The organism is Planococcus koreensis (assembly GCF_004761975.1).
Classification (GTDB): Bacteria; Bacillota; Bacilli; order Bacillales_A; family Planococcaceae; genus Planococcus; species Planococcus koreensis.
Map to the genome: position 1 here is coordinate 1 of NZ_RQII01000073.1, position 21,193 is coordinate 21,193.

Sequence of the window (21,193 nt, forward strand, 5' to 3'; positions counted from 1 at the left end):
CGATTGGCCTTTGATTCTCGGCCTTGCCGCCCTGCCAACATTCCTATTAGCCGGGACGTTCTTTTTCAAATTCAAAAAAGACTGATCCGCTTTTTCCAAGCAGATCAGCCTTTTCGGCTGCAATCATTTCCAGACTTGCTGCAAAGTCTCCCTGAATAAAGAATCGAGCTTATCGGTCGGGTCGCTGATGCGCGGAGGCAAGGTTTTTGCATAAGCCTCCAGCGCTTCAATTTCGCTGTCCAGGAATTGGTGGATGGCCGGAATCCGCTGCTCCAAATCCAGCTCTTCCCCCGCTTTCTTGCGCACCAGCAGATCGAGGATTTCCTCTTTCAACTTCCCATTGGGCACAAGCGCTTCCATCAAGTCGTAAAAATCAATCGGCGGAATGGTCTGGCGCTCTTTGATCCAAGCCGCTGCCAACACAGGACGCAATGCGTAAAAATATTTCTTGATCTTCACCTGTTCTTTGCTGAGATGCGTTCGGTAATTGCTCTTCGCCATGTTCAAATAATGGTAGAGGCTCGCATTCGGGAAGAAAATTTCATCTTCCAGCCCTTTTAATTTCTCCTTGAACGAATAGGCCTCGTAATACTGGATCTCGCTGTACATCCACTCCAGAAATGGCGGGTTGCTTTTCCGGAACAGCCGCAGCGCTTTCGTGATTTCCCAACCGCTGATGTCGAGCATGTCGTTAATCGGCATCTCGATGACATCGCGCTTGTCGCCGATGCCTTGCGGGTCGATCGCCAAATACCACTCCGGCTGATGGATATAGACGAACCGGACGTCGTAATCGCTGTCCGTTGACGGAAATCCCCATGCCCGGCTGCCGGACTCAACCGCAAACAACACCTTTACTTGGAACTGCTCTTCGATTTCTTTTAACTTTTCCTGTATGACTCCATCCATCCACGCCACCACTTTCGCCTGTTATTTGATTAGCATAATGGATTTGCTGCGGGATGCCAAATTGCTCATCAATCAAAGCAACAGTTCTTTTTATTTAAATATTCCGATATATTAGCGGTTTAATGATTTCTTCGTTGTATAATAGAAGCAGAAACCATCTTGCACTCCAGGAGGCGAATGAACGCATGGCTCATACAAAACAGACCATCTTCATCAATGCTCCACTCGAAAAGGTCTTCCGCTACACCATCAATCCTGAAAACTGGGCACATTTCTACAATAACTTGGCGTCGCCGAAAAAAATTGACGGCAACGGGGAGGTCGGCACCGTCGTTGAAGCCGAGTATGCCATCATGGGCATGCATTTCCCGGAAACCATTCAGGTAACGGAGTGTGAAATCACCGACACGACTGCAAAATGGACCGGCATGATGAGCGGCAGCTTCAACGCACGGCAATCAAGCTATTACGTTACGAGAGACTCTGGCACAGAGCTCAGTTTTGAAATCGAAAGCTATATCCCGGATGATTTATTCGGCAAAATCACCGACCGGATCATCTACGAACGGCTGAGCCGGAACTCCGCTGCGCATACGCTTGAAAACATCAAAGCCATTTGTGAAAGTTCGGACTAGCGAAAAAGGAGAGTGCGCTGCACAGCGTGCTTTCCTTTTTTGGTTGGCTTCTATGCGCTGCTGCTTTATATTCTAGAGAAGGACATCCATTGAAAAGAGGTGCGAAGATGAAATCGATTTTTTATACGGACGACAGCAAGCTTCTTGCAGGCATTACGATGAAGGACGAAACGGCACCGGAAGCGAATAATATGGCGCTTCATGTTTGCGATGATCCTGCAGTGATTGTTGAAAACCGGACATCCCTTGCCGCATTGCTCAACCGCAGCTTAGATGATTTAGTGTGCGCACAGCAAACCCATAGCGCCAATTTTTATCGTGTGAAAACAGCGGATAAAGGCCGCGGCGCCACAGAATTGGGGAGCGCCATAACCGATACGGACGCTCTTTATACATACGAACCGGGTATTGTGTTGTCGAGTTTTGCGGCCGACTGCGTGCCGCTCTTGTTTTCAAATGAATCGGCCGGCGTTGTCGGCGCGGTACATTCCGGCTGGCAAGGAACGGTCAAAGAGGTTTCATTGAAATTATTCCAGCACTTGATCGAAGTGGAGCAATGCCGGCCGGAGGATTTCCGGATCCAGATCGGCCCTGCCCTGAGCCAGGAGAAGTTCGAAGTCGATGAAGATGTCTATTTGAAGTTCAAGGCGCTCGGCTATGCGGACAGCTTTGCGTATTTCAATGAAGAAACCGGCAAATACCACATCGACAACCAGCTTGTGGTAAAAAAGCAATGTGAACTCGCCGGCATCCCCGCAGAGGCCATTGCGGTCGACCGCATCTGCACCTATCAGGACCCTTCCGGCTTTTCTTACCGCGAAGACCGGCAAGCCGGCCGCCATATGGCGTTTATTATGAAGAAATAGGGCCATTCGAATAGCAGCAGGCGTTCCAGTGAAAACTGGAGCGCTTTTTTCATGGAATTGAATCAAAAGGGGTGCAAATCGCGTTTTTCAATTGGGAAATTCCGGATTTACGTCCCTTGCCGAGCCAAATACTTTCCGCACGCAAAAAGGGCGCCCCGGCAAGGACGCCCTTTCTACATCAAGCTCTGTACAAAGGGAAATATGCGCTGCTTTCATCTTTCTGTTTTTCAAAACACAGCATTTGGTACAACGCAGGATTGTGGATTTTCTTCCCGATATGGAATTCCAGCGGCGTGTCCTGAGTGAATGTCTTTTTGAAGCGATACAGGCTGTCATCCTGCCCGGAATAACCGCCGCCCAGATGGAAAGCTTCGGCGCCGCGCGCTTGGCCCCATTCAGCAATTTTGAAAAGCAGCAAATTGTTCGCGCCCAAGTTCCGATATTGCATCAACGAGCCGGATAAATGGTAGTGGATGAATTTACCGTGGCTCAACACCAAAGTCGATGCAATCATTTTGCCTTCGAGGAATGCGCCGAAGAAATGAAGGTCGGGACCGAACAGGCGGATGGTTTTACGGAAATAATCCTCTGTGAAGAAATAATAGCGGGTAGCGTTATTGCGGCGCATCGTGTCGTAATACATCAAGATGAATTCTTCAAGGTAATCTTCTGAACTGATTTCTTTGATTTCGATGTTGTTCTTCATCGCTTTGCGGATCATGTTGCGGTTTTTGCCCGGGATGCGGCTCAGCAAATCGCCGTCCTGCTGCAGGTCGATGGCCACTGTATCGCTGACATGGGAAATCTGCATGTCATTTTCAAAACCTTGCTGATTCCCCAATAGTGGGTGGAACCGGGCAAATTCCGAGACGATGTGATGGCGCTGGCAGTAAGCGCCGAATTCTTTCCTGAATTCCGCCAACAGGGCTTGCTCATTGCCGCTGCAAGAAATCAGCGGCCCTCCGTAGCCGTATGGTGTCGTGATATCGTATAATTCCAAATCGCTTTCATTGGCAATCGTCCGTTTGATTACCGGATACGCAATTTTGCCGTCCGCATTTTCAAAAACGAACAACATCGCCTCCCCCTCATCCAATAACAGGGCGCTCATAAAATATTCATGCGAGAAATAGATATCGGTATTTGAAAATCCGGCCAAAAGGCGATTCCAGCGAACGCTGTCCTTGCCATCAATGACTGTGAGCAATCTTGTTTCCTGCACCTGCATAATATGACCCCCCTGATTTTGAAAAGGCATCGGCTGCTTCACCTGATCTTATTCCCTACTTTAAAGGCTGCGAATGAAATTCAGGTGAAAATGCAAAGGGGTTTTAATTTTTTTGCATGAAACGCAAAAATCGGCCGAAATTTAATTCGGCCGACAATCTTACGTGTTCTTCATTAATTTAGCTAATGGGTAAATTCCGATGCTTTGGATGACCAGCGACATCAAGATGACTGCAAACGATAATGAAACCAGCAGCCCGGCCTCACCGGAAGCCCCTTCCTCCAGCCACAGCACCAGCGCAATGGACATCGAGCCTTTGATGCCCGACCAAGTGATCAAGGAAATCGTCTTGAAATCATTGGTGAATTCGTTTCTCCAAGCGGGTACCGCATAGATGAAACCACCGAGCATCAGGAACCTGGCGATCAGCGTCAAAATAAAGATGATGGCGGCAAAGCCCCATTCCGGAAAATCCAAATACGAAGCTGCACGTATGCCGATCAACAAGAACAATACGGACAATAATGTCGGCGTAATAATGTCCCAAAACCCGTCCAGGGAATCTTTGATTTCATGCGCTTCAGCGGTGCGGCTGATTTCATAGGAAAGCATGATTCCGGTGACCACTGTAGCGAGAACGCCCGATACGCCGATGACTTCAGCTGCATAAAAACCGCCATACGCAGTGATGATGCTCAGCATGACCTGGTACTGCTTGTGATGTGTGAAATGGATGATTTTGCTCAAAATCCAGCCCAGAACGAGACCGCTTGCAATTCCGCCAAGCGAAACGCTTAAGAATTCCACGAAGAACTTGCCCGCTGAAAACCCGTTGCCGGTTTCGTACATTGCAAGGAATATCGTGAACAATACGATGCTGGTGCCATCGTTCACCATCGATTCCCCTTCGACAACATCGGCAATCCCTTCCGCTCCAGTGCTTTCTTTCAAAATGGAAGTCACCGAAACCGGATCGGTCGGTATGAGGATGGCCGCAAGCAAGAAGGCGCCAGCCAATGACAGCGGCATGAAGAAGCTGCTGGCCCAGTAGATGGAAAACCCCGACAATACAGCCGTCGCCAGCAAACCGAGAGTGCTCAGCGCCGTAATGATCCCAAGGTTTTCCTTAAGCTGCTTCAGTGGAAACTGATAGGCCCCCACAAAAAGCAGGGCTGGCAGAAATACGTGGAAAATCGTATCTTTCGACAGGTTTACAGATGAGAAAGCAGGGATAAATGACAGGCCAAGGCCGATCAGCACCAACACCACTGGTACTGGAAAATATTTTTTCTTCAAATCTACTGTATAGACGACATAGCCGATCAGCAACAGCAAAAGAATTTGGTGGGTTATCAATGCAATGCGCCTCTTTCCGAATCGATAATTCTACTCCCTTCCCTTATTCCACTCTTGCTGCCGGCTAAACACTTTACGACAGGCTGTCTAAAATCCGGTCGCACAACGCCATCGTCCGGACGTTGTCGTGCGCGTTCGATAACGGCACAGCACCTGTTCTACAGCATTCAAAGAAATGGGCCATTTCACCAACGAATCCGCGGAGATACAGGTCCCGGTAAGCACCGGACATCGGCGTTGCGGACGGCTTGTAATGGGTGTCCGCTTCTTCGATCGATTGCCACGGCTGTTCTTCATGATGCTGGGATTTGTGGATCGTCAGCGCATTGATTTCATCCGCCAACGCGAATCCTTCATCAAAAGTCACCGTGATGTTCTCGCTTTCGCGCGTCCAGGCGGTCATGCCGCTGAAATACAGGCTGCCGACGACGCCCGTTTCAAACTTCAGCGAAATGCTATGCGAAATAAACCCTTTGCTGCTGTTTTTGAAGCCTTTCACTTCCACCGCTTCGCCGAACAGGAACCGGACGAGGTCGACCATGTGAATGGCTGCGAATTTCATGAACTGCTCGTCATTTTCGCAAAACAATGTGCTGTCGACAGCAAAGCGCGCCTGGAAAGAACGCGCCATTCCGAGCGAACCGCCGTCGATCACTTCTTTCAGCTTCTGGTAAATCGGTGCGTAGCGCTTCATGAAGCCGACCATCACCTGGACGCCGGCTGTCTCAGCAGCAGCTGCAATGTCAGCCGCTTCCGCCTCGGTCATGCCCAACGGCTTTTCGACGAAAACATTCTTGCCAGCATTGATGCAGTCAAGCACTAGCGCGACATGGTCTTCCGGCTGGGCAACCACCACCACGCCTGCACATTCTTCTGCCTCCAGCATGCGTCGGTAATCGTCATAAGCATTGCCCTCGCTCCCCAGCCGCTGAAGCGTCTTTTGCGACCGCTCGAAACTGCGTGTCGCAATCGCTTGGATATCCGCCCCTGCTTCCAGTGCCGCGGGGTAAATATTGGTCGTCGAATGGAGGCCGGCTCCAATGAAACAGACATTTGTTTTTTTCATATGACCTCTCCTTTTTTCTTCATATCATATACCAAGAGCGTCAAAAAAAGACTATTTTCCGCACAAAAAAAGCCGTGGAATGCTTTTGCATTTCACGGCTTACATAGCCTATTCGTTTTATTTAACAATCAGCACCGGGCAGTTCGCCCGTTTCACAACTTTGTGGCTGACGCTGCCGAGCACCATTTCCTGAAGCGAGTTCAAGCCGCGGCTGCCGATGACCAGGATGTCAAATTTTTCTTTATTGGCATATTCGACGATCGCCGGACCCGGCGTGCCATGAAGGATCTCGACTTTGCAAGGGATGTTCTCCGCAGCCATTGTTTCTTCCACAGGCTGCAGTTTTTTTCTGCGCTGCAGATCCAGTTCCAGGGAACTGCCGCTGTGCAGCACTTCGTTCTTGGCGTTGTCGTAATCTGCGACAAAAACGATCGTCACTTGGGATTCCGCAGAACCCGCAGCCAGTTTGACTGCTTCATTCGCCGCGCGCACCGAATGGTCCGAGCCATCTACCGCAAGCAATATCCGATTATACATTGTTCAACACTCCTTCATGGGTTTAATGGGTTGGCAATTTGGCCTTCTCGTTATTGAAAATAGCCAATTGGTCAATCAGTTTCTGGCTTCCCGAATCGAGGCCGGTGATCACGACGCCGTTGCCGTTTTCCTTGAATTTCAAGACGACCCGGTCAACAGCACCGACGCCTGAATCATCCCAGATATGCGCATCTGTGAAATCGATAAACACTTGCTGGCCTTCGACTTCGTAGTCGAATTTCTCCAGGAAATCGTCAACCGATGCAAAGAACAATTGGCCGACCACCCGGTAACGGGCAGCTTCCTGCAATTCCTTCTCCACTTTGATCTTCGAAATTTTTGCGACAAAGAAAATCGCGCTCAGTAAAACACCTGCAAATACGCCTTTTGACAAATCGTGCGTGTACACCACAATCGCAACGGTCGCGACCATGACGATGGCATCGGCTTTCGGCGCTTTTTTCAAATAGCTGAACGAAGACCAATCGAATGTGCCGATCGACACCATGATCATGATGCCGACAAGCACGGGCATCGGAATCTGGATAACGACATTGCCCAGAACGATGATCAAGAACATCAGGAACGTCCCGGCTACGAACGCGGACAATCTGCCGCGGCCGCCGGATTTCACGTTGATGATCGATTGGCCAATCATGGCACAGCCCGCCATGCCGCCGAAAAATCCGTTGACGAAGTTGGCGATTCCCTGCCCTCTCGACTCTTTGTTCTTGTCACTCGACGTTCCTGTCATATCGTCGACAATATTGGCGGTCAATAACGATTCCAGCAAACCGACTACCGCCAATGCCAATGAATACGGCAAAATGATCATCAAAGTTTCGAGATTGAATGGTACGTCCGGCAGCAGGAACGTCGGCAAGGTTTGAGTGATGGTGCCTAAATCCCCCACCGTACGCATATCAAAACCGTAATAAATCGTAACGGCGGTCAATGCCACCAAGGCGATCAACGGAGCCGGAATGGCGGTGAAAAAACGCGGTACGATGTACACGATCGCCAGGGTGATGGCGACAAACACATACGTAAGGGTATTGATGCCGAGGAAATGCGGCACCTGCGCCATGAAAATCAGGATGGCCAGTGCGTTGACGAAGCCGATCATGACAGCCCGTGGGATGAACTTCATCAATTTCGCGACTTTGAATACCCCGAATATAATTTGGATAACCCCTGTTAAAATGGTGGCTGCCAATAAATACTGCAGCCCGTGGTCGCGGACAAGCGGCACCATGAGCAAAGCCATAGCGCCTGTTGCCGCAGAAATCATTCCCGGCCGCCCACCGACAAATGCGATGATGACGGCGATGCTGAACGAAGAGTAAAGCCCCACCATCGGATCCACTCCCGCGATAATCGAGAATGCGATTGCTTCCGGAATCAATGCAAGTGCGACGACAATCCCTGCCAGGATATCGCCTCTCACATTGCCGAACCATTGTGTTTTCATTTTTTCTGCCAAAGCCTCTTTCTCCTTTTCACACTGTATTTTTATGGCTTTAAACTCTCATTAAAGCCGAGCCTTTTTTGCAATAGCCATAGTGTATCACCATTATTCCTAAAAGAGAACCTTTTTGGAACTTTTTTCATTCCATTTATGGTATACTGAATGGAATTCGTTTTATGTAAGGGAGATTTTACCGTGCTGATAGGATATGCCAGGCCAAGTGCAGAAGATCCGGTTTGCGAAAATCAGGTTGCACAGCTGAAAAATGCAGGCTGCCAAGAAATTTACGTCGAAGAACATGCTTCTCCGAAAAAAAGAATCCGCCTTTATGAGCTTCTCGAACAAGCCGGTTCAGGCGACAAAATCATTGTTTCAAAACTGTATACATTAGGTGATTCTACACGCCATTTAGTGGAACTAATGGACACAATGCAAGCCAAAAACCTGTCGCTTTTGTCGATGCGCGAAGAAATCGATACCGCCAATGAGCAGCAATACCCGTTCCAAAAAATCCTCCATTGCTTGGCCGATTTCCAAAGCGACGCCATCAGTGAAAAAACCAGAGCCGGCTTATCGGCGGCCAAAGAAAAAGGCGCTGTCTCCGGACGTCCGAGAAAAGCGGACGAAAATGTTAAAAAAGCCATTGAGATGTACGAAAGCAAACAATACAGCCTAGCTGACATCAAAGAAAAAACCGGCATCAGCAAATCGACGCTTTATCGTTATTTGGAAAATTAATGCCCGGTATTTTTTAAAAGGAGATTTTATATGCTGAAAAAAGAATGGCCGAAACACACGATTTTGGCGATCGCCGTCCTTGCGACTTGGCTGAAAACCTATATCGTCTACAAAACCGGCTTCTCGATCACGATTGACAACGCGATGCAGGAATTGATCCTGTTCATCAGCCCCTTGAGCCTTTTGCTGTTCTTTTACGGCGGCTCCCTGTTTTTCAAAACTGATAAAAACAAAAACCGGTATTTGATTGTGGCGACGCTGATCACTTCGGTCATCCTTTACGGCAACGTCGCTTTCTACCGCTTTTTCAGTGATTTCATCACGCTGCCGGTGCTGTTCCAGACCGATAATTTCGGCGATCTCGGATCCAGTGCCGCGGCCAGCATTTACCCGACCGACGTTTTGTATTTCACCGATTTCCTTGTCGTGCTGTTGGCGGTTAAATTCCTGCGCACCAAACAGACAAACGAAATGGGGCTGAAAGTCCACCGCCGTGTTTATTTCGCTTTATCGGCAGCGATTTTGTTCCTCAATCTCGGTTTAGCCGAAGCGGAACGCCCGCAGCTGCTGACACGCAGTTTTGACCGCGAGATGCTCGTGAAAAATATCGGCATGTACAATTACCATTTGTATGACGTCTATATCCAATCAAAATCGCAAGCGCAGCGTGCCTTTGCGGATGGCTCTGAGCTGACGGATGTCCAAAATTACGTCCATGCCAATCAAGCCGATCCGTCTGGCGAAATGGCAGGGATTGCGGAAGGCAAAAACTTGATCGTCGTGACGCTGGAATCGATGCAAAGCTTTGCCATCAATGAAAAAATGAATGGGCAAACCATCACTCCTTTCCTGAACGAACTGACGACTGATGAAGATACCATCTACTTCCCGAATCTCTATCATCAGACTGGGCTCGGCAAGACATCGGATTCCGAGTTCATCCTTGAAAACTCGCTGTATCCGCTGAGCGGAGGCGCTGTATTCTTTACGCACGGCGGCAATACCTATAATTCAATGGCTGAAAAATTGGGCGGCGAAGGCTATGCTACGAACGTCCAGCACGCCAATACGAAGAGTTTCTGGAATCGCGACATGATGTACGAATCATTGGAAATTGATGAATTCCTGGATATCCAAAGCTTTACCGTAGGCGAAGGCGATGCGGTCAATTGGGGCATGAAAGACATTCCATTTTTCGAACAATCCGTTGCCCATATGGCCGACATGCCGCAGCCATTCTATAGCCGTTTGATCACGCTGACCAACCACCATCCGTTCACTTTGGATGAGCAGGACAAACTGATTGATGAATTTGATTCGAACTCCGGCACGCTCAACCGCTATTTCCAGACGACGCGTTATTTGGATGAAGCGGTCAAAGAATTATTTGACGAATTAAAAGCGAGCGGCCTTTACGAAAACTCGATTATCGTCATGTATGGCGACCATTACGGCATTTCAGAAAATCATAACGATGCGATGGCCCAATACCTTGGGAAAGAAATTACGCCTTATGAATCTGCCCAGCTTCAGCGCGTACCGTTCTTCGTGCACATTCCCGGTTCAGGCAAAGGGCATGTGAACGAGGAAATCGGCGGCCAGATTGATATGCGCCCGACAATCCTGAACTTAATGGGTGTTGAGACAGACAACGATATGCAATTCGGCAGTGACTTATTCTCAGAAGAACATGAAGAGAGCGCTATTTTCCGCGACGGGCGCTACGTTACGAAAGACTATGTCTACGCCGGAAACACGTGCTATGAAAACGGCACAGGCGAAGAAATCGACCCGATGTTGTGTGCACCCTTCACCGAGCAGGCACGAACAGAACTGGAATTTTCAGAGGAAATCATCATTGGTGACCTCTTGCGGTTCTACGATGAAGAAACCGGCAACTTGAATATTTCTGAGCAATAAAAAAGAGGGATGCGACGTAAATCGCATCCCTCTTTTCTTTTGGCCAACTTTATACTTTCAGCGCCAACACATGATTCTTCAAATAATGGTAAACCCCATCTTCGTCGCACGTGAATTCCGTCACTTCATCTACCACTGCCTTGATATGGTCCGGCGCATTTTTCATCGCCACTGAACGGGTAACGAATTCGAACATCTTCAAATCGTTGTCGCTGTCGCCGACCGCCAATGTGTCGCAGCCTGTTAAGCCGAAGCGTTCCAGCATCTGCTCGATGCCCGATGCTTTGCTGACATTCGCAACCATCACTTCCGCGTTATGCGGAGAAGACGGTGTCATCGTAAAGTCCATTTCCTGCTGCAATTCCGCAAGCACGGCTTTCCAATTTTCGATTTCTTCCTTCGTTCTCGCAAAGAAATAAAACTTGGAAAAATGGCTGCCGACGATTGTTTCCGTCCACTCAATTTCTTCGGCAAGCGATTTTTGGCGCGAAATCCATTCATTAATCTGCACCGAATCCGGCTTTGGCTCGCGGATGGCCGCTTCTACAAAATCCCGGTCCTGCTGCAGCACGATGCGCGATTCGCCGTAAGGGAAAAGCTCATAATAGATGCGGTGTTCACGTGCTTTTTCAATAACCGCTTCCACCAATTCCAGCGATAAAGAATGCTCGAAAACCGTCTCTTCGCCAATATAGCCGGACATGCCGTTCGCCGTAATGATGCCGTCCACCGCAAATCCTTCGGGCAGCATCTCAGCCAATTCGGTCGCCGATCTGCCAGTCGCGATGAAAACATAGAAGCCTTCGCTGCGCAATTCATCTATAATTTCCTTCGTGTGGATGCTCACTTTATTGTGGTGATTCAGGATGGTCCCATCCATATCCAAAAATACTGCTTTCGGTTTTACTGACACGTTGTTGCCTCCTTGGTATCCAAATTGAAACTATTAAGCCAGTATACGCCTGAATTTTTCCAAACTCAATAAATGCAGCCCAAGTTTACAAAAGCTTAACCCTCTCCAGCGCATCTTAATCGCTATTGCAATATGGCAATAAATGATAGAATGATGCTAATCGAAAAAGTTTTATTGGCGTTTTAATTTTTTGAAATAGGTATCGATATTCCGCAAAACAGCTCGCTTGCCGCGGGCGAGCGCCAAGCCTCCTCAGCCCGCTAACGCGTGCTTGCGGGGTCTCGGCTGTCTCGCTATCCCGCAGGCGTCTTCGCTGTTTTGCTCCATACCTAGAGAAGGCAAAGAAAATGCTGAAAATGCAGCTTTCATTTTCTATGATAAAAGAAAAATTTTACTATCAAGAAAGACCTTTGAATGAAGCGGAAGGCGGCGAACAAGTTGGGCAAAAAGATTTTGGCCAACTTGTTTGCGACGAAGCGCAGTGCGCTGAAGGAGCAACGGTTTTCGAAGCGAAGGAAGCAACTGAAGCCAGGCCCGCGGAAAGCGTCCGCCTGAAGCGAAATGAAAAGGGCTGTTAACATGGAACAGATTTTAATTATCGAAAAAGTATTGAATAATAATGTCGTCATCGCCCGCCATGACACCTATAAAGAAGTCGTGTTAATCGGCAACGGGCTTGGCTTCAACCGCAAAAAAGGCGACAGCATCCCTTTCGACACCGCTGACAAGACTTTTCTGCTGAAAGATGAGAAAGAGATGGAGCAGTACGTCAATTTGCTGCCGCATATCGATGAAAACCTGCTGGAATTCATCCACGGCCTGCTGCTGTTCATTGAAGAAAAGATGGGAAAAGAATTGAACGAGCACATCCATGTCGCGCTGACCGACCACTTGGCGTTCGCCATCAGCCGCGCACAAAAAAACATGCAATTCTCGAACCCGTTCCTTTACGAAATCGAGGCGCTGTATCCGAAAGAATACCGTGTCGCCCAGGAGGTCGTGAAAAAGGTCGAATCGCATATCGGCATCGCTTTTCCTGAAGGGGAAATCGGCTTTATCGCGCTCCATATCCATAGCGCGGTGACCGATAAATCGCTGCGTGACATCAATCGCTACAACGCGCTCATCTCCCAGCTGGTGGAAATCATCGAAGCGAATTTATCGTTGCAGCTGCAGCGGGACGACGTCGATTACCATCGGCTGATTCAGCACCTGCACCGTGCAATCGACCGCGCCCACAAAGGAAATTCCGTCGCGGAAGAGAGAAAACTCGAAGAATTGTTGAAAAAGGAATATCCGGTGTGCTATAATCTTGCGTGGAAGCTGATTAAAGTGATGCAAAACCAATTGAACAAGCCGGTAGATGAAGCTGAAGTACTGTACTTGACGATTCACCTTCAACGCCTGCTCCATAATCAATAAGCCAAACATACGTGTTACTGATTCGATCAGGCATGAGTATGAAGAGATCCAATGATTAATCCGAAGGGGAATTCTGCCCTTTTCTTAATCTTGTCTTTTCTGCTCATGCCTTTTCTTTTTGCCAGCCGTACTCACTTTGGCCGCATCAACAATAACCCATTTTTAATACAAGGAGGAATTTTTCATGTCAGTTAAAACTGCAAAACCTGCAAAATCCCGGAATCTTTTCGGCCTTATGCAGCAAGTCGGTAAAGCATTGATGCTGCCGGTTGCACTTTTGCCCGCTGCAGGTATCCTGCTTGCATTCGGCACAAGCTTTGCCCAAGATTCTTTTTTGGAAGCGGTGCCATTCTTCGGCGCTGATTGGATTCAGAAATTATTATTCGTCATGGCGGAAGCCGGCGGCATCGTATTCGATAACTTGCCGTTATTGTTCGCAGTCGGCGTCGCTATCGGACTTTCCAAAGGCGATGGTGTAGCGGGTCTCGCTGCCATCATCGGCTATTTGATCATGAATGTCACGATGAAGGCATTCGGCAATATCACGCCTGAAATGACGACCGATCCGAAATATGCGGAAGTCTTGGGCATCCCGACGCTTCAGACAGGTGTATTCGGCGGTATCATCGTCGGTGTCATGGCAGCGTTTCTTTACAATCGCTATTACAACATCAGCTTGCCGCAATTTCTCGGCTTTTTTGCCGGAAAACGCTTTGTGCCAATCGTTACTGCTTTCTCGGCCGTTTTCCTCGGCATCGTGATGTTCCTGGTGTGGCCATTCGCCCAAAGCGGATTGAACACCCTTTCCCATTTCATGCTTGAAACGAACCGCACGCTTGCAGCTTTCGTTTTCGGGACAATCGAACGTTCATTGATCCCATTCGGCTTGCACCACATTTTCTATTCACCGTTCTGGTTTGAATTCGGTTCGTATACAAACGCAGCGGGCGAAATCATCCGCGGCGACCAGCGCATTTTCTTCGCGCAGCTGCAAGACGGCGTTGATTTCACTGCCGGCACGTTCATGACAGGGAAATTCCCATTCATGATGTTCGGCCTTCCGGCAGCAGCGCTTGCGATCTACCACACAGCACGCCCTGAGAAAAAGAAAATCGTCGGCGGCATCATGGCGTCCGGCGCATTGACTTCATTCTTGACGGGTATCACTGAACCACTTGAATTCTCGTTCTTGTTCGTTGCACCTATCCTGTTCGGTATCCACGCAGTGTTTGCGGGTCTGTCGTTCATGACGATGCACTTGCTGGACGTTAAGATCGGCATGACCTTCTCCGGCGGCTTGATCGACTTCCTTCTCTTCGGTGTTATGCCGGGTAGAACAGAATGGTTCTGGGTCATCGTTGTCGGACTGGTATTCTCGGTCATCTACTACTTCGGTTTCCGTTTCGCCATCCAGAAGTTCAACTTGATGACGCCTGGGCGTGAAGCAGATGAAGAAGGCGATGATGTTAATGAAGAAATCAGCGACTTGCCTTATGAAATCCTTGAAGCGATGGGCGGCAAAGAAAATATTGCGAACCTTGATGCTTGTATCACACGTCTCCGCGTCAGTGTTGAAGATAAAAATAACGTAGACAAAGCTCGTTTGAAAAAACTTGGCGCTTCCGGCGTCATGGAAGTCGGCAATAACATCCAGGCCATCTTTGGTCCGGTATCGGATAGCCTGCGCGGCCAGATGCAGGACATCATGGATGGTAAAACGCCTCGTGCGAAAAAAGCTCCGGCAGCAAGCGCTGAAGAAGCAGCAGTCAATTTGGCGGCACTTGAATTTAGCAGCCCGATGACCGGCGACATTTTGCCGATCAGCGAAGTTCCGGACCAAGTGTTCTCAGGTAAAATGGTCGGCGACGGTTTTGCGATTCGCCCGACTGACGGCAAAGTGGTTTCCCCGGTCAACGGCAAAGTTGTCACGGTGTTCCCGACGAAGCACGCAATCGGCATCGCAGCAGACAACGGCACGGAAATTCTGATCCACATCGGAATTGACACGGTCCACCTGAAAGGCGAAGGCTTCACTTCAAGAATCGAGCAAGGCGACCTTGTCGAACAAGGCCAATTGCTGATGGAAGTCGATTTGGATTATGTTGAAAAACATGCCCCTTCCATCATCACGCCAGTCGTTTTCACCAACCTGGAAGAAGGACAAACCATTTCTGTCCAAGCAACAGGCCACGTAAAAGCGAATGACAAAAACATCGTTGCGATCAATGAAAGCGATGCAGCGTCAAATTGATTTTCCACTAACTGAACAACAAAAAAGCCGATGCAGCTGCGAGGTAACTTCGCAGCCGCATCGGCTTTTTTTATTTTTTTCAGAGTGCGAGAATTTTCGCCGTGAGGCGGGAAATTTCATGGGTATTGATAGTGGATTCCAGCTTGTTGCTGTTCGCGCAATCGATGAATTCCTTCAGTTCGTAGTACATTGTGTCAAAATCGTGTTCCACGGACAAGTCTTCTGTGCTGCCGTCGCGGTATTTGATCGTTGCAATCTTCGGGTCGCTGATGCGGTCAATCTCGATGACGCCGAGTTCGCCTTGGATTTCGCTCGGCATGTACGAATCCGATATTTTCGAGTACATGGCAATCGCTTCAAACCCGTCGTAATTGAGGATCATGCTCCCCTGCCCTTCGGCTCCGGTCGATAATATGTGCGTATTTTTCAACACGGCTTGCGGCTCGCTGGCAAGGTGGACAATCGGCGCGATGCAATAGACGCCCAAGTCGGTCTTGGCGCCGTTGCCCAATTCCGGTTTAAAAGCGTTCTCGATAATGCCTTCTTTGTATTTGTCGTAGCGCGATGAATACTGGTTGTAATGGAAGACAAAACGGCGCAGCGGCCCGATTTTGTCCAAGTTCTTTTTCACGTTGAGGAAAGTCGGTGTTACGGTCGACTTCATCGCTTCCATGAACAGCACGCCATACGTGCGCGAGGCCTCAACAGCCAAGTCGTATTCTTCTGCCGATAGCGCAGCAGGCTTTTCACAAAGCACGTGGATACCGTGTTTCATTGCCAAGACGCTTTGTTCCACGTGAAACGAGTTCGGCGATGCAATGTAAACCGCGTCAATCGTCCCGCTGTTGAACATCTCAGCTAAATCCGTATAGACATGTGCGACGCCGTACTTTTCGGCAAACGCTTTGCCCGTCTCTTCTGTTCTCGAATAGATGGCGCCGATGCTGAATTCCGGCAAATCCCGCGCTGCTTTAATCATTCGATCCGTGATCCAATTCGTTCCGATAATGCCAAATCTCATATACAGTCTCCTTTTCCGCACATAGCGCCGTTCTTTTTTTGAATAAACTGAAACTTACAAGACTACCAGCCGTAAATAAAACCGAAAGGCCTTTTCTAAAAAATTTAACTTACTGAAGGAGTGATTTTCATGATGTGGTTCTTCGTCCCCTTTGCTTTACTCATCTGCTTTGCTATTATCAGCGATTTGCTGAAAAACAAAAAAACTCATTCACGTCACCGGACTGGCCACCCCGATAATGGGTCAGAAAGCTCCAGCCATTATTACAGCAGCGAATCCTCTTCTTCCGACTGCGGCGGTGGCAGCGACTGACAGGACCGGATTCTTCTACAAGTAAAATTTGGTGAAGAAGGTCGTGCCTTCCGTACTCGTCTTGATCTCTATTGTGGCATTGTGGCGGGCGGCGATGGCGTAGCAGATACCCATCCCGAGCCCCGTGCCATCGTCTTTTGTCGTGAAGAACGGCGTTCCGATCTTCTCCATAACCTCAGGCCGTATCCCTTCCCCTTGGTCTTGTATAGCAAGCACGACACAATTTTCGTCCACTCGGTAATAGGTGCTGATGTACAGCAGCCCCCCTGGTTCCATCGCTTCGAGGCCATTGCGGCAAATATTGAGGATCAATTGCCGGATTTCGTTATGATTCAGCGGCAGCTCCGGAATTTCTTCGGTCTCGATTTCAATCTCTTTGCGTTGGTTGGATGTATCAATCTTGATCAACCGGGAAATGCCCTCAATGATTGAATTCAAGTTCGACATCTGGACTTCGGATGTCCGCGTATTCCCGACCGACAGGAATTCCGTAATTATGGCATTGGCACGGTCCAATTCCTCGATCATCAGGTGGAAATGCCCTGCGTGCTCCTGAAGCCCCTCTTCCTGCTCCAGTAATTGAAGAAAGCCCCGAACAGTCGTCATCGGATTGCGGACCTCGTGGCTGATGCCCGCTGCCATCTGGCCAATCAGATCCAAATTGGCGAGTCGCTTCAATTCCTTCTCGTACTTCCTTTTTTCTGTGACATCCTTCAGCATGCAGCAAATGCCTTCATCGTAAGGGTATGCCACTGCCTCAAAAAAATAATCCTCCAACGAATCGATTTCGAAATGCACCGGCACCCGGTCATTCATCGCGCGGTGGAATTCTTCATACATTGCCGTTTTCGCAGCGCTTGGAAATACTTCCCACATATTTTTGCCCATCACTTCTTCCGCCGTTTTATTATGAGGCAGGAATTGGTGTTTATTGATATAAATGTACTCCCAGTCCTTGTTCAACGCGAAAAAGCCGTCCGTGATGCTTTCTATGACGCTCGCTACTTTTTCGTTGGCGTTCGCAAGCTCACTCGTCCGTTCTTCGACCATGTTCTCAAGCTGGTCCATATGCAATAAATTCGAAAATGTCGGAGCCGTCGTGTCGACGATCGACTGTGCCATGTGAACCCGGGAATCATCATAGCCCGCTGCGTCCGCTTCGGCCACCGCAATGACCCCCAGCGCTTCGCCCATCGACACCAGCGGAATCAGCAACAGCCCTTTGCGCCCTTCTCCGGGAATGTGCATGACTTTTTTTGACGCGATCGCTTCTTCCGCTAACTCCTCGTAGCTCCGGGAAGGGTCAGCGGCTGCAAGCTTATTGCTCCACTCTGTTTCTGTCCAATCGGAGTTTTTGTTGACCTTGGTAAGGCCGACCGTCTTTTTCTCCACCGGCTCCAATAGATGGGCGATGATTTTTTCGCTGCCCAGGATTTTCGCCAAGTAATGGAAGCATTTGTCCAAACATTGCTGGATCGACGAGCACATCGACAACTCACGGGCCACATTGAGCAGAAGCTGATTTTCAGCGATCAGCTCTTCTTTTTGCTTGAACGTTTTTGCATTCTGGATGGCGACTGCTGCCATATTGACGTACGCTTCCACGCTTTGAATTTCCGATTCCGTCAAATACATCGGCTTGCCGAAATCGAATAAGAAAACCAAACCAAATAATTCCTGCTCGAAGCAAATCGGCAGCGCCAGCAGCGATTTCACTTCGAAAGCTTCGACCGGCGTGCGATCTGGCCGCTCGTCTTTTAAGGTATCAGGAATGTAAATCGTTTTCCGCGTTTCAATCACTTGCTTGGCCAACATATCTGTAGCCGGGTCAATCACCTGCGTTTCGAGCTTTTGCCCGTTGATGACATCCGGTTTTCCCGCAACAGCGCGGAATGTCCCGTCATTTTGAGCCATGAAAACCCCCACTGAACTGCATTGCACAATCTCTTCTGAAATCGCCTGTGTGACATGCTGCAGCACCTCACGCAGTTCCAGCTTCGTATTGATGATCTTTGTTATATTGGCAAGTCTGGAATATCGGGTTTGTTCCGCTAACATACATATGGTCTCCCATCACAGGCATCATTCGATTCAACGCCTTCCTGCTATTTTATCCCTTTTTACAAATAACTGCTAGAAAAGTCCGCCAATCCCTTTCAATATTTCTGCAAGGGCCCCCAAGCGAAGGCTGGCATTTATTCGTGTTAAAATCAGGATAGGCTAGCAGAATTAGATTGAAGGATGTGGCAAAAGCATGAAAATCGGCGCAATTCTCCAACAGTCGGCAAATGCCGCTCCAAAAATTTTTTCGATAAAACGCATAGACAAGGAGGAAAAACATGCCTCCACCACGTTTTAAATTAAGCACAGTCATCATACTTTTTGTCTTTCTCGTCGTGTTGACATCGCTCGTCATCACAAATTTACTGGTCGCGAATTCAAACAGCGACAGCATCGAAGCGCAATTAGAAGAAAAAGCGGCCACGATTTCCCGCGTTGTCGCCGAGTCTCAAGTGGTGCGGAACGGGCTGCAGGACGGTGAAATGGAAGAAGCGATCCAGGATTATGCCGACACGATTCAGCAAGCGGCCGATGTGCTGTTTATCGTTGTGCTGGATATGGACGGCATCCGAAAATCGCATCCCGATCCCGAACAGATCGGCGCACCATTTGTCGGCGGAGACGAACAGCCCGCTTTACAAGGTGAATCCTACATTTCTCAGTCTGAAGGGACGCTCGGGCAATCCGCACGTGCCTTCACGCCGGTGTTCAACAGCGCAAACACACAAGTCGGCGCCGTATCGGTCGGCATCTCACTGCAGGAAGTCGAGTCCTCCATCGAGCAAAACAGAAACAAAATCTTCATGGGCTCCCTCATCGGCTTATTGGTTGGCGTGATGGGTGCATTCTGGCTGGCGCGTTATATCAAAAAGAATCTTTTCGGACTCGAACCATATGCCATAGCGCGCATCCACGAAGAACGGAACCAAATGCTCCATTCCGTCTATGAAGGCATCATCGCGATCGACAAAGAAGCCAAGATCGTGCTAGTCAACAAGTCTGCGAGGCATATGTTCCAGAAAGCCGGATTGATGGGCCAAGAACCCATCGGCATGCACTTGAACGACTTCCTCCCCGGAGCTAGGACGGACAGCCTTTTGATGGATAAACAGCCAATTTTGGATGAAGAGCAGGAGTTCAACGGCATTTCCATCATCTCGAACCAAGTGCCGCTGGTCGTGGACGGCCAAGTGATCGGCGCGATTGCCACGTTCCGTGATAAGACCGAAGTCAAAGAGCTCGCGGAACAATTGACCGGCGTGAAGATGTACGCTGAAACGCTGCGGGCGCAATCCCACGAATTCATGAACCAGCTCCACGTCCTGCTTGGCATGATTAAAATGGAGGAATACGACCAAGTCGCACGCTTTATCGCTGAGTTGGCAGAGCACCAAGTCTACGAGGTCGGCAATGTGGCGCGCCATATCAAAGATCCGGTATTCGCTGGATTCATCGTCGGCAAAATCAGCTACGCCAGGGAAGCCCATGTCAACTTGCGGGTCAGCTGCGAAACGGCAATACCAAAACCGGCGGATTCCACAGTGACGCATGAACTGATTACGATTCTTGGCAATGTCATCGACAACGCGATCGACAACATCATGGCCAGCGGGCAGCCTCAAATTACCGCCGCGTTTTCCTATATCGACGACTTGCTGACGATGACAGTCACCGACAATGGCAGCGGCATCCCGGAAAACTTGCTCGAAACCGTCTTCGAAAAAGGGGTTTCGTCCAAGCAAGGGGCGCACCGCGGCTTCGGCCTTTATTTGGCAAAAAACAGCACCGACAAACTGCACGGTTCGATTGAAGTCGCCTCAACGGTTGGCATAGGCACAGCTTTCACCATAATAATCCCCTTTGAAGCAGGAAGTGATGATGATGATTAATGTACTGATTGTAGAAGATGACCCGATGGTAGCGGCGCTCAACCAAAAATACACTGAACAGCTCGACGGTTTTCGCGTAGCCGGTTTGGCAGCAAATGCGCAGCAGGCTTCCCAGCTTTTGGCACAGCAGGAAATCCAGCTGATTTTGCTGGATATCCACATGCCTGGTTTAGACGGCTTGGCCTTTTTGCGCGGGCTGCGCGAAGAAAACCTGGAGCTCGATGTGATCCTGATTACGGCAGCTTCCGACATCCAGCCAATCCAGCAGGCGCTGCGGCTCGGCGCCGTCGATTACCTCATCAAACCTTTCGAATTCAGCCGTTTCCAAGAAGCACTGGCTCAATACGGCAAGCAGCATTCCCGCCTGGAGGACAAACAAAGCGTCAATCAGCAGGAATTGGACCGCCTGCTCCACAAAAAGCCGCCTGCCGACCGTTCCGCTTTTCCTGAATTGCCGAAAGGGCTGACGAAAACCACTCTTCAGACAATCAATGAAAAAATTCTCGGCACCGGCGATGCGGCGTTTTCAACCGAAGAAATTGCGGAATCGACCCGCATTTCGCGGGTTTCGGTCAGGAAGTATTTGAAGTTTTTGGCGGAA

At 49.2% G+C, this 21,193-nt stretch carries 19 protein-coding genes; 10 read left to right on the top strand and 9 right to left on the bottom strand.

All coding sequences use genetic code 11. The annotated features are described in order from the left end of the window. Window positions 1-123: 123 nt before the first annotated feature. Entirely contained in the window at window positions 124-909 is a 786-nt protein-coding gene (locus tag EGV91_RS16210; protein ID WP_135505551.1) for a nucleotidyltransferase domain-containing protein, read from the bottom strand. 185 nt (window positions 910-1,094) lie between these two features. On the opposite strand from EGV91_RS16210, the gene EGV91_RS16215 reads away from it, so the two are divergent. Together EGV91_RS16215 and pgeF are read left to right on the top strand one after the other, a co-directional pair. Then, window positions 1,095-1,544 carry an SRPBCC family protein gene (locus EGV91_RS16215; RefSeq protein ID WP_158290631.1) on the top strand — a complete coding sequence of 150 codons (450 nt, stop codon included), beginning with the start codon at window positions 1,095-1,097 and terminating at the stop codon, window positions 1,542-1,544. Window positions 1,545-1,651: 107 nt separating this feature from the next. Continuing rightward, complete coding sequence (pgeF, locus tag EGV91_RS16220; protein ID WP_135505555.1) at window positions 1,652-2,410, top strand: peptidoglycan editing factor PgeF; 759 nt, start codon at window positions 1,652-1,654, stop codon at window positions 2,408-2,410. Window positions 2,411-2,588: 178 nt separating this feature from the next. Here the strand turns inward: pgeF and EGV91_RS16225 are convergent, their stop codons facing one another. The 5 genes from EGV91_RS16225 to EGV91_RS16245 form a co-directional block, all read right to left on the bottom strand. Continuing rightward, window positions 2,589-3,638 carry a lipid II:glycine glycyltransferase FemX gene (locus tag EGV91_RS16225; protein ID WP_158290632.1) on the bottom strand — a complete coding sequence of 350 codons (1,050 nt, stop codon included), beginning with the start codon at window positions 3,636-3,638 and terminating at the stop codon, window positions 2,589-2,591. Between the two features lie 159 nt (window positions 3,639-3,797). Further along, the gene (locus tag EGV91_RS16230; protein WP_135505558.1) at window positions 3,798-4,994 is read right to left on the bottom strand and encodes a cation:proton antiporter; all 1,197 of its coding nucleotides are present in this window, start codon (window positions 4,992-4,994) and stop codon (window positions 3,798-3,800) included. 73 nt (window positions 4,995-5,067) lie between these two features. Further along, window positions 5,068-6,060, bottom strand: coding sequence for a Gfo/Idh/MocA family protein (locus tag EGV91_RS16235; protein WP_135505560.1), 993 nt, complete (start codon window positions 6,058-6,060; stop codon window positions 5,068-5,070). 117 nt (window positions 6,061-6,177) lie between these two features. After that, on the bottom strand, window positions 6,178-6,597 hold the full coding sequence (locus EGV91_RS16240) for a universal stress protein (protein ID WP_135505562.1): 420 nt from the start codon (window positions 6,595-6,597) through the stop codon (window positions 6,178-6,180). A 22-nt stretch (window positions 6,598-6,619) separates the two neighbouring features. Then, window positions 6,620-8,080: a SulP family inorganic anion transporter gene (locus EGV91_RS16245; RefSeq protein ID WP_135505564.1), complete on the bottom strand. Its 1,461-nt coding sequence runs from the start codon at window positions 8,078-8,080 to the stop codon at window positions 6,620-6,622. 180 nt (window positions 8,081-8,260) lie between these two features. Between EGV91_RS16245 and EGV91_RS16250 the strand changes: the two genes are divergently transcribed. Continuing rightward, a complete protein-coding gene (locus EGV91_RS16250) occupies window positions 8,261-8,803 on the top strand; it encodes a recombinase family protein (protein WP_135505566.1) in 543 nt (180 codons plus the stop codon). 30 nt (window positions 8,804-8,833) lie between these two features. After that, window positions 8,834-10,723 carry an LTA synthase family protein gene (locus tag EGV91_RS16255; RefSeq protein ID WP_135505569.1) on the top strand — a complete coding sequence of 630 codons (1,890 nt, stop codon included), beginning with the start codon at window positions 8,834-8,836 and terminating at the stop codon, window positions 10,721-10,723. A gap of 49 nt (window positions 10,724-10,772) precedes the next feature. Here the strand turns inward: EGV91_RS16255 and EGV91_RS16260 are convergent, their stop codons facing one another. After that, window positions 10,773-11,636 (bottom strand): HAD family hydrolase, encoded by an 864-nt coding sequence (locus EGV91_RS16260; RefSeq protein WP_135505571.1) that lies wholly within the window; start codon window positions 11,634-11,636, stop codon window positions 10,773-10,775. A 347-nt stretch (window positions 11,637-11,983) separates the two neighbouring features. Here EGV91_RS16260 and EGV91_RS16265 point away from each other — a divergent pair, with 347 nt between their 5' ends. The 3 genes from EGV91_RS16265 to ptsG all read left to right on the top strand — a co-directional run bounded on the left by EGV91_RS16265 (window position 11,984) and on the right by ptsG (window position 15,309). Next, window positions 11,984-12,214, top strand: coding sequence for a hypothetical protein (locus EGV91_RS16265; RefSeq protein ID WP_135505573.1), 231 nt, complete (start codon window positions 11,984-11,986; stop codon window positions 12,212-12,214). Between the two features lies 1 nt (window position 12,215). Then, entirely contained in the window at window positions 12,216-13,058 is an 843-nt protein-coding gene (gene glcT, locus EGV91_RS16270; protein WP_135505574.1) for a glucose PTS transporter transcription antiterminator GlcT, read from the top strand. Between the two features lie 184 nt (window positions 13,059-13,242). Next, window positions 13,243-15,309, top strand: a complete 2,067-nt coding sequence (gene ptsG / locus EGV91_RS16275) for a glucose-specific PTS transporter subunit IIBC (protein ID WP_135505577.1) — start codon at window positions 13,243-13,245, stop codon at window positions 15,307-15,309. A 79-nt stretch (window positions 15,310-15,388) separates the two neighbouring features. On the opposite strand, the gene EGV91_RS16280 is transcribed toward ptsG, so the two are convergent. Continuing rightward, window positions 15,389-16,330: a Gfo/Idh/MocA family protein gene (locus tag EGV91_RS16280; protein WP_135505579.1), complete on the bottom strand. Its 942-nt coding sequence runs from the start codon at window positions 16,328-16,330 to the stop codon at window positions 15,389-15,391. 129 nt (window positions 16,331-16,459) lie between these two features. Between EGV91_RS16280 and EGV91_RS16285 the strand changes: the two genes are divergently transcribed. Next, entirely contained in the window at window positions 16,460-16,642 is a 183-nt protein-coding gene (locus EGV91_RS16285) for a hypothetical protein (RefSeq protein ID WP_135505581.1), read from the top strand. 15 nt (window positions 16,643-16,657) lie between these two features. On the opposite strand, the gene EGV91_RS16290 is transcribed toward EGV91_RS16285, so the two are convergent. Next, window positions 16,658-18,700, bottom strand: a complete 2,043-nt coding sequence (locus EGV91_RS16290) for a GAF domain-containing protein (RefSeq protein WP_135505582.1) — start codon at window positions 18,698-18,700, stop codon at window positions 16,658-16,660. A gap of 281 nt (window positions 18,701-18,981) precedes the next feature. Here EGV91_RS16290 and dcuS point away from each other — a divergent pair, with 281 nt between their 5' ends. Together dcuS and EGV91_RS16300 are read left to right on the top strand one after the other, a co-directional pair. Further along, window positions 18,982-20,592: a DcuS/MalK family sensor histidine kinase gene (dcuS, locus tag EGV91_RS16295; RefSeq protein ID WP_135505584.1), complete on the top strand. Its 1,611-nt coding sequence runs from the start codon at window positions 18,982-18,984 to the stop codon at window positions 20,590-20,592. Then, a partial coding sequence (locus tag EGV91_RS16300) for a response regulator (RefSeq protein ID WP_241666210.1) occupies window positions 20,579-21,193 on the top strand: 615 nt, incomplete at its 3' end. The genes dcuS and EGV91_RS16300, both read left to right, overlap by 14 nt.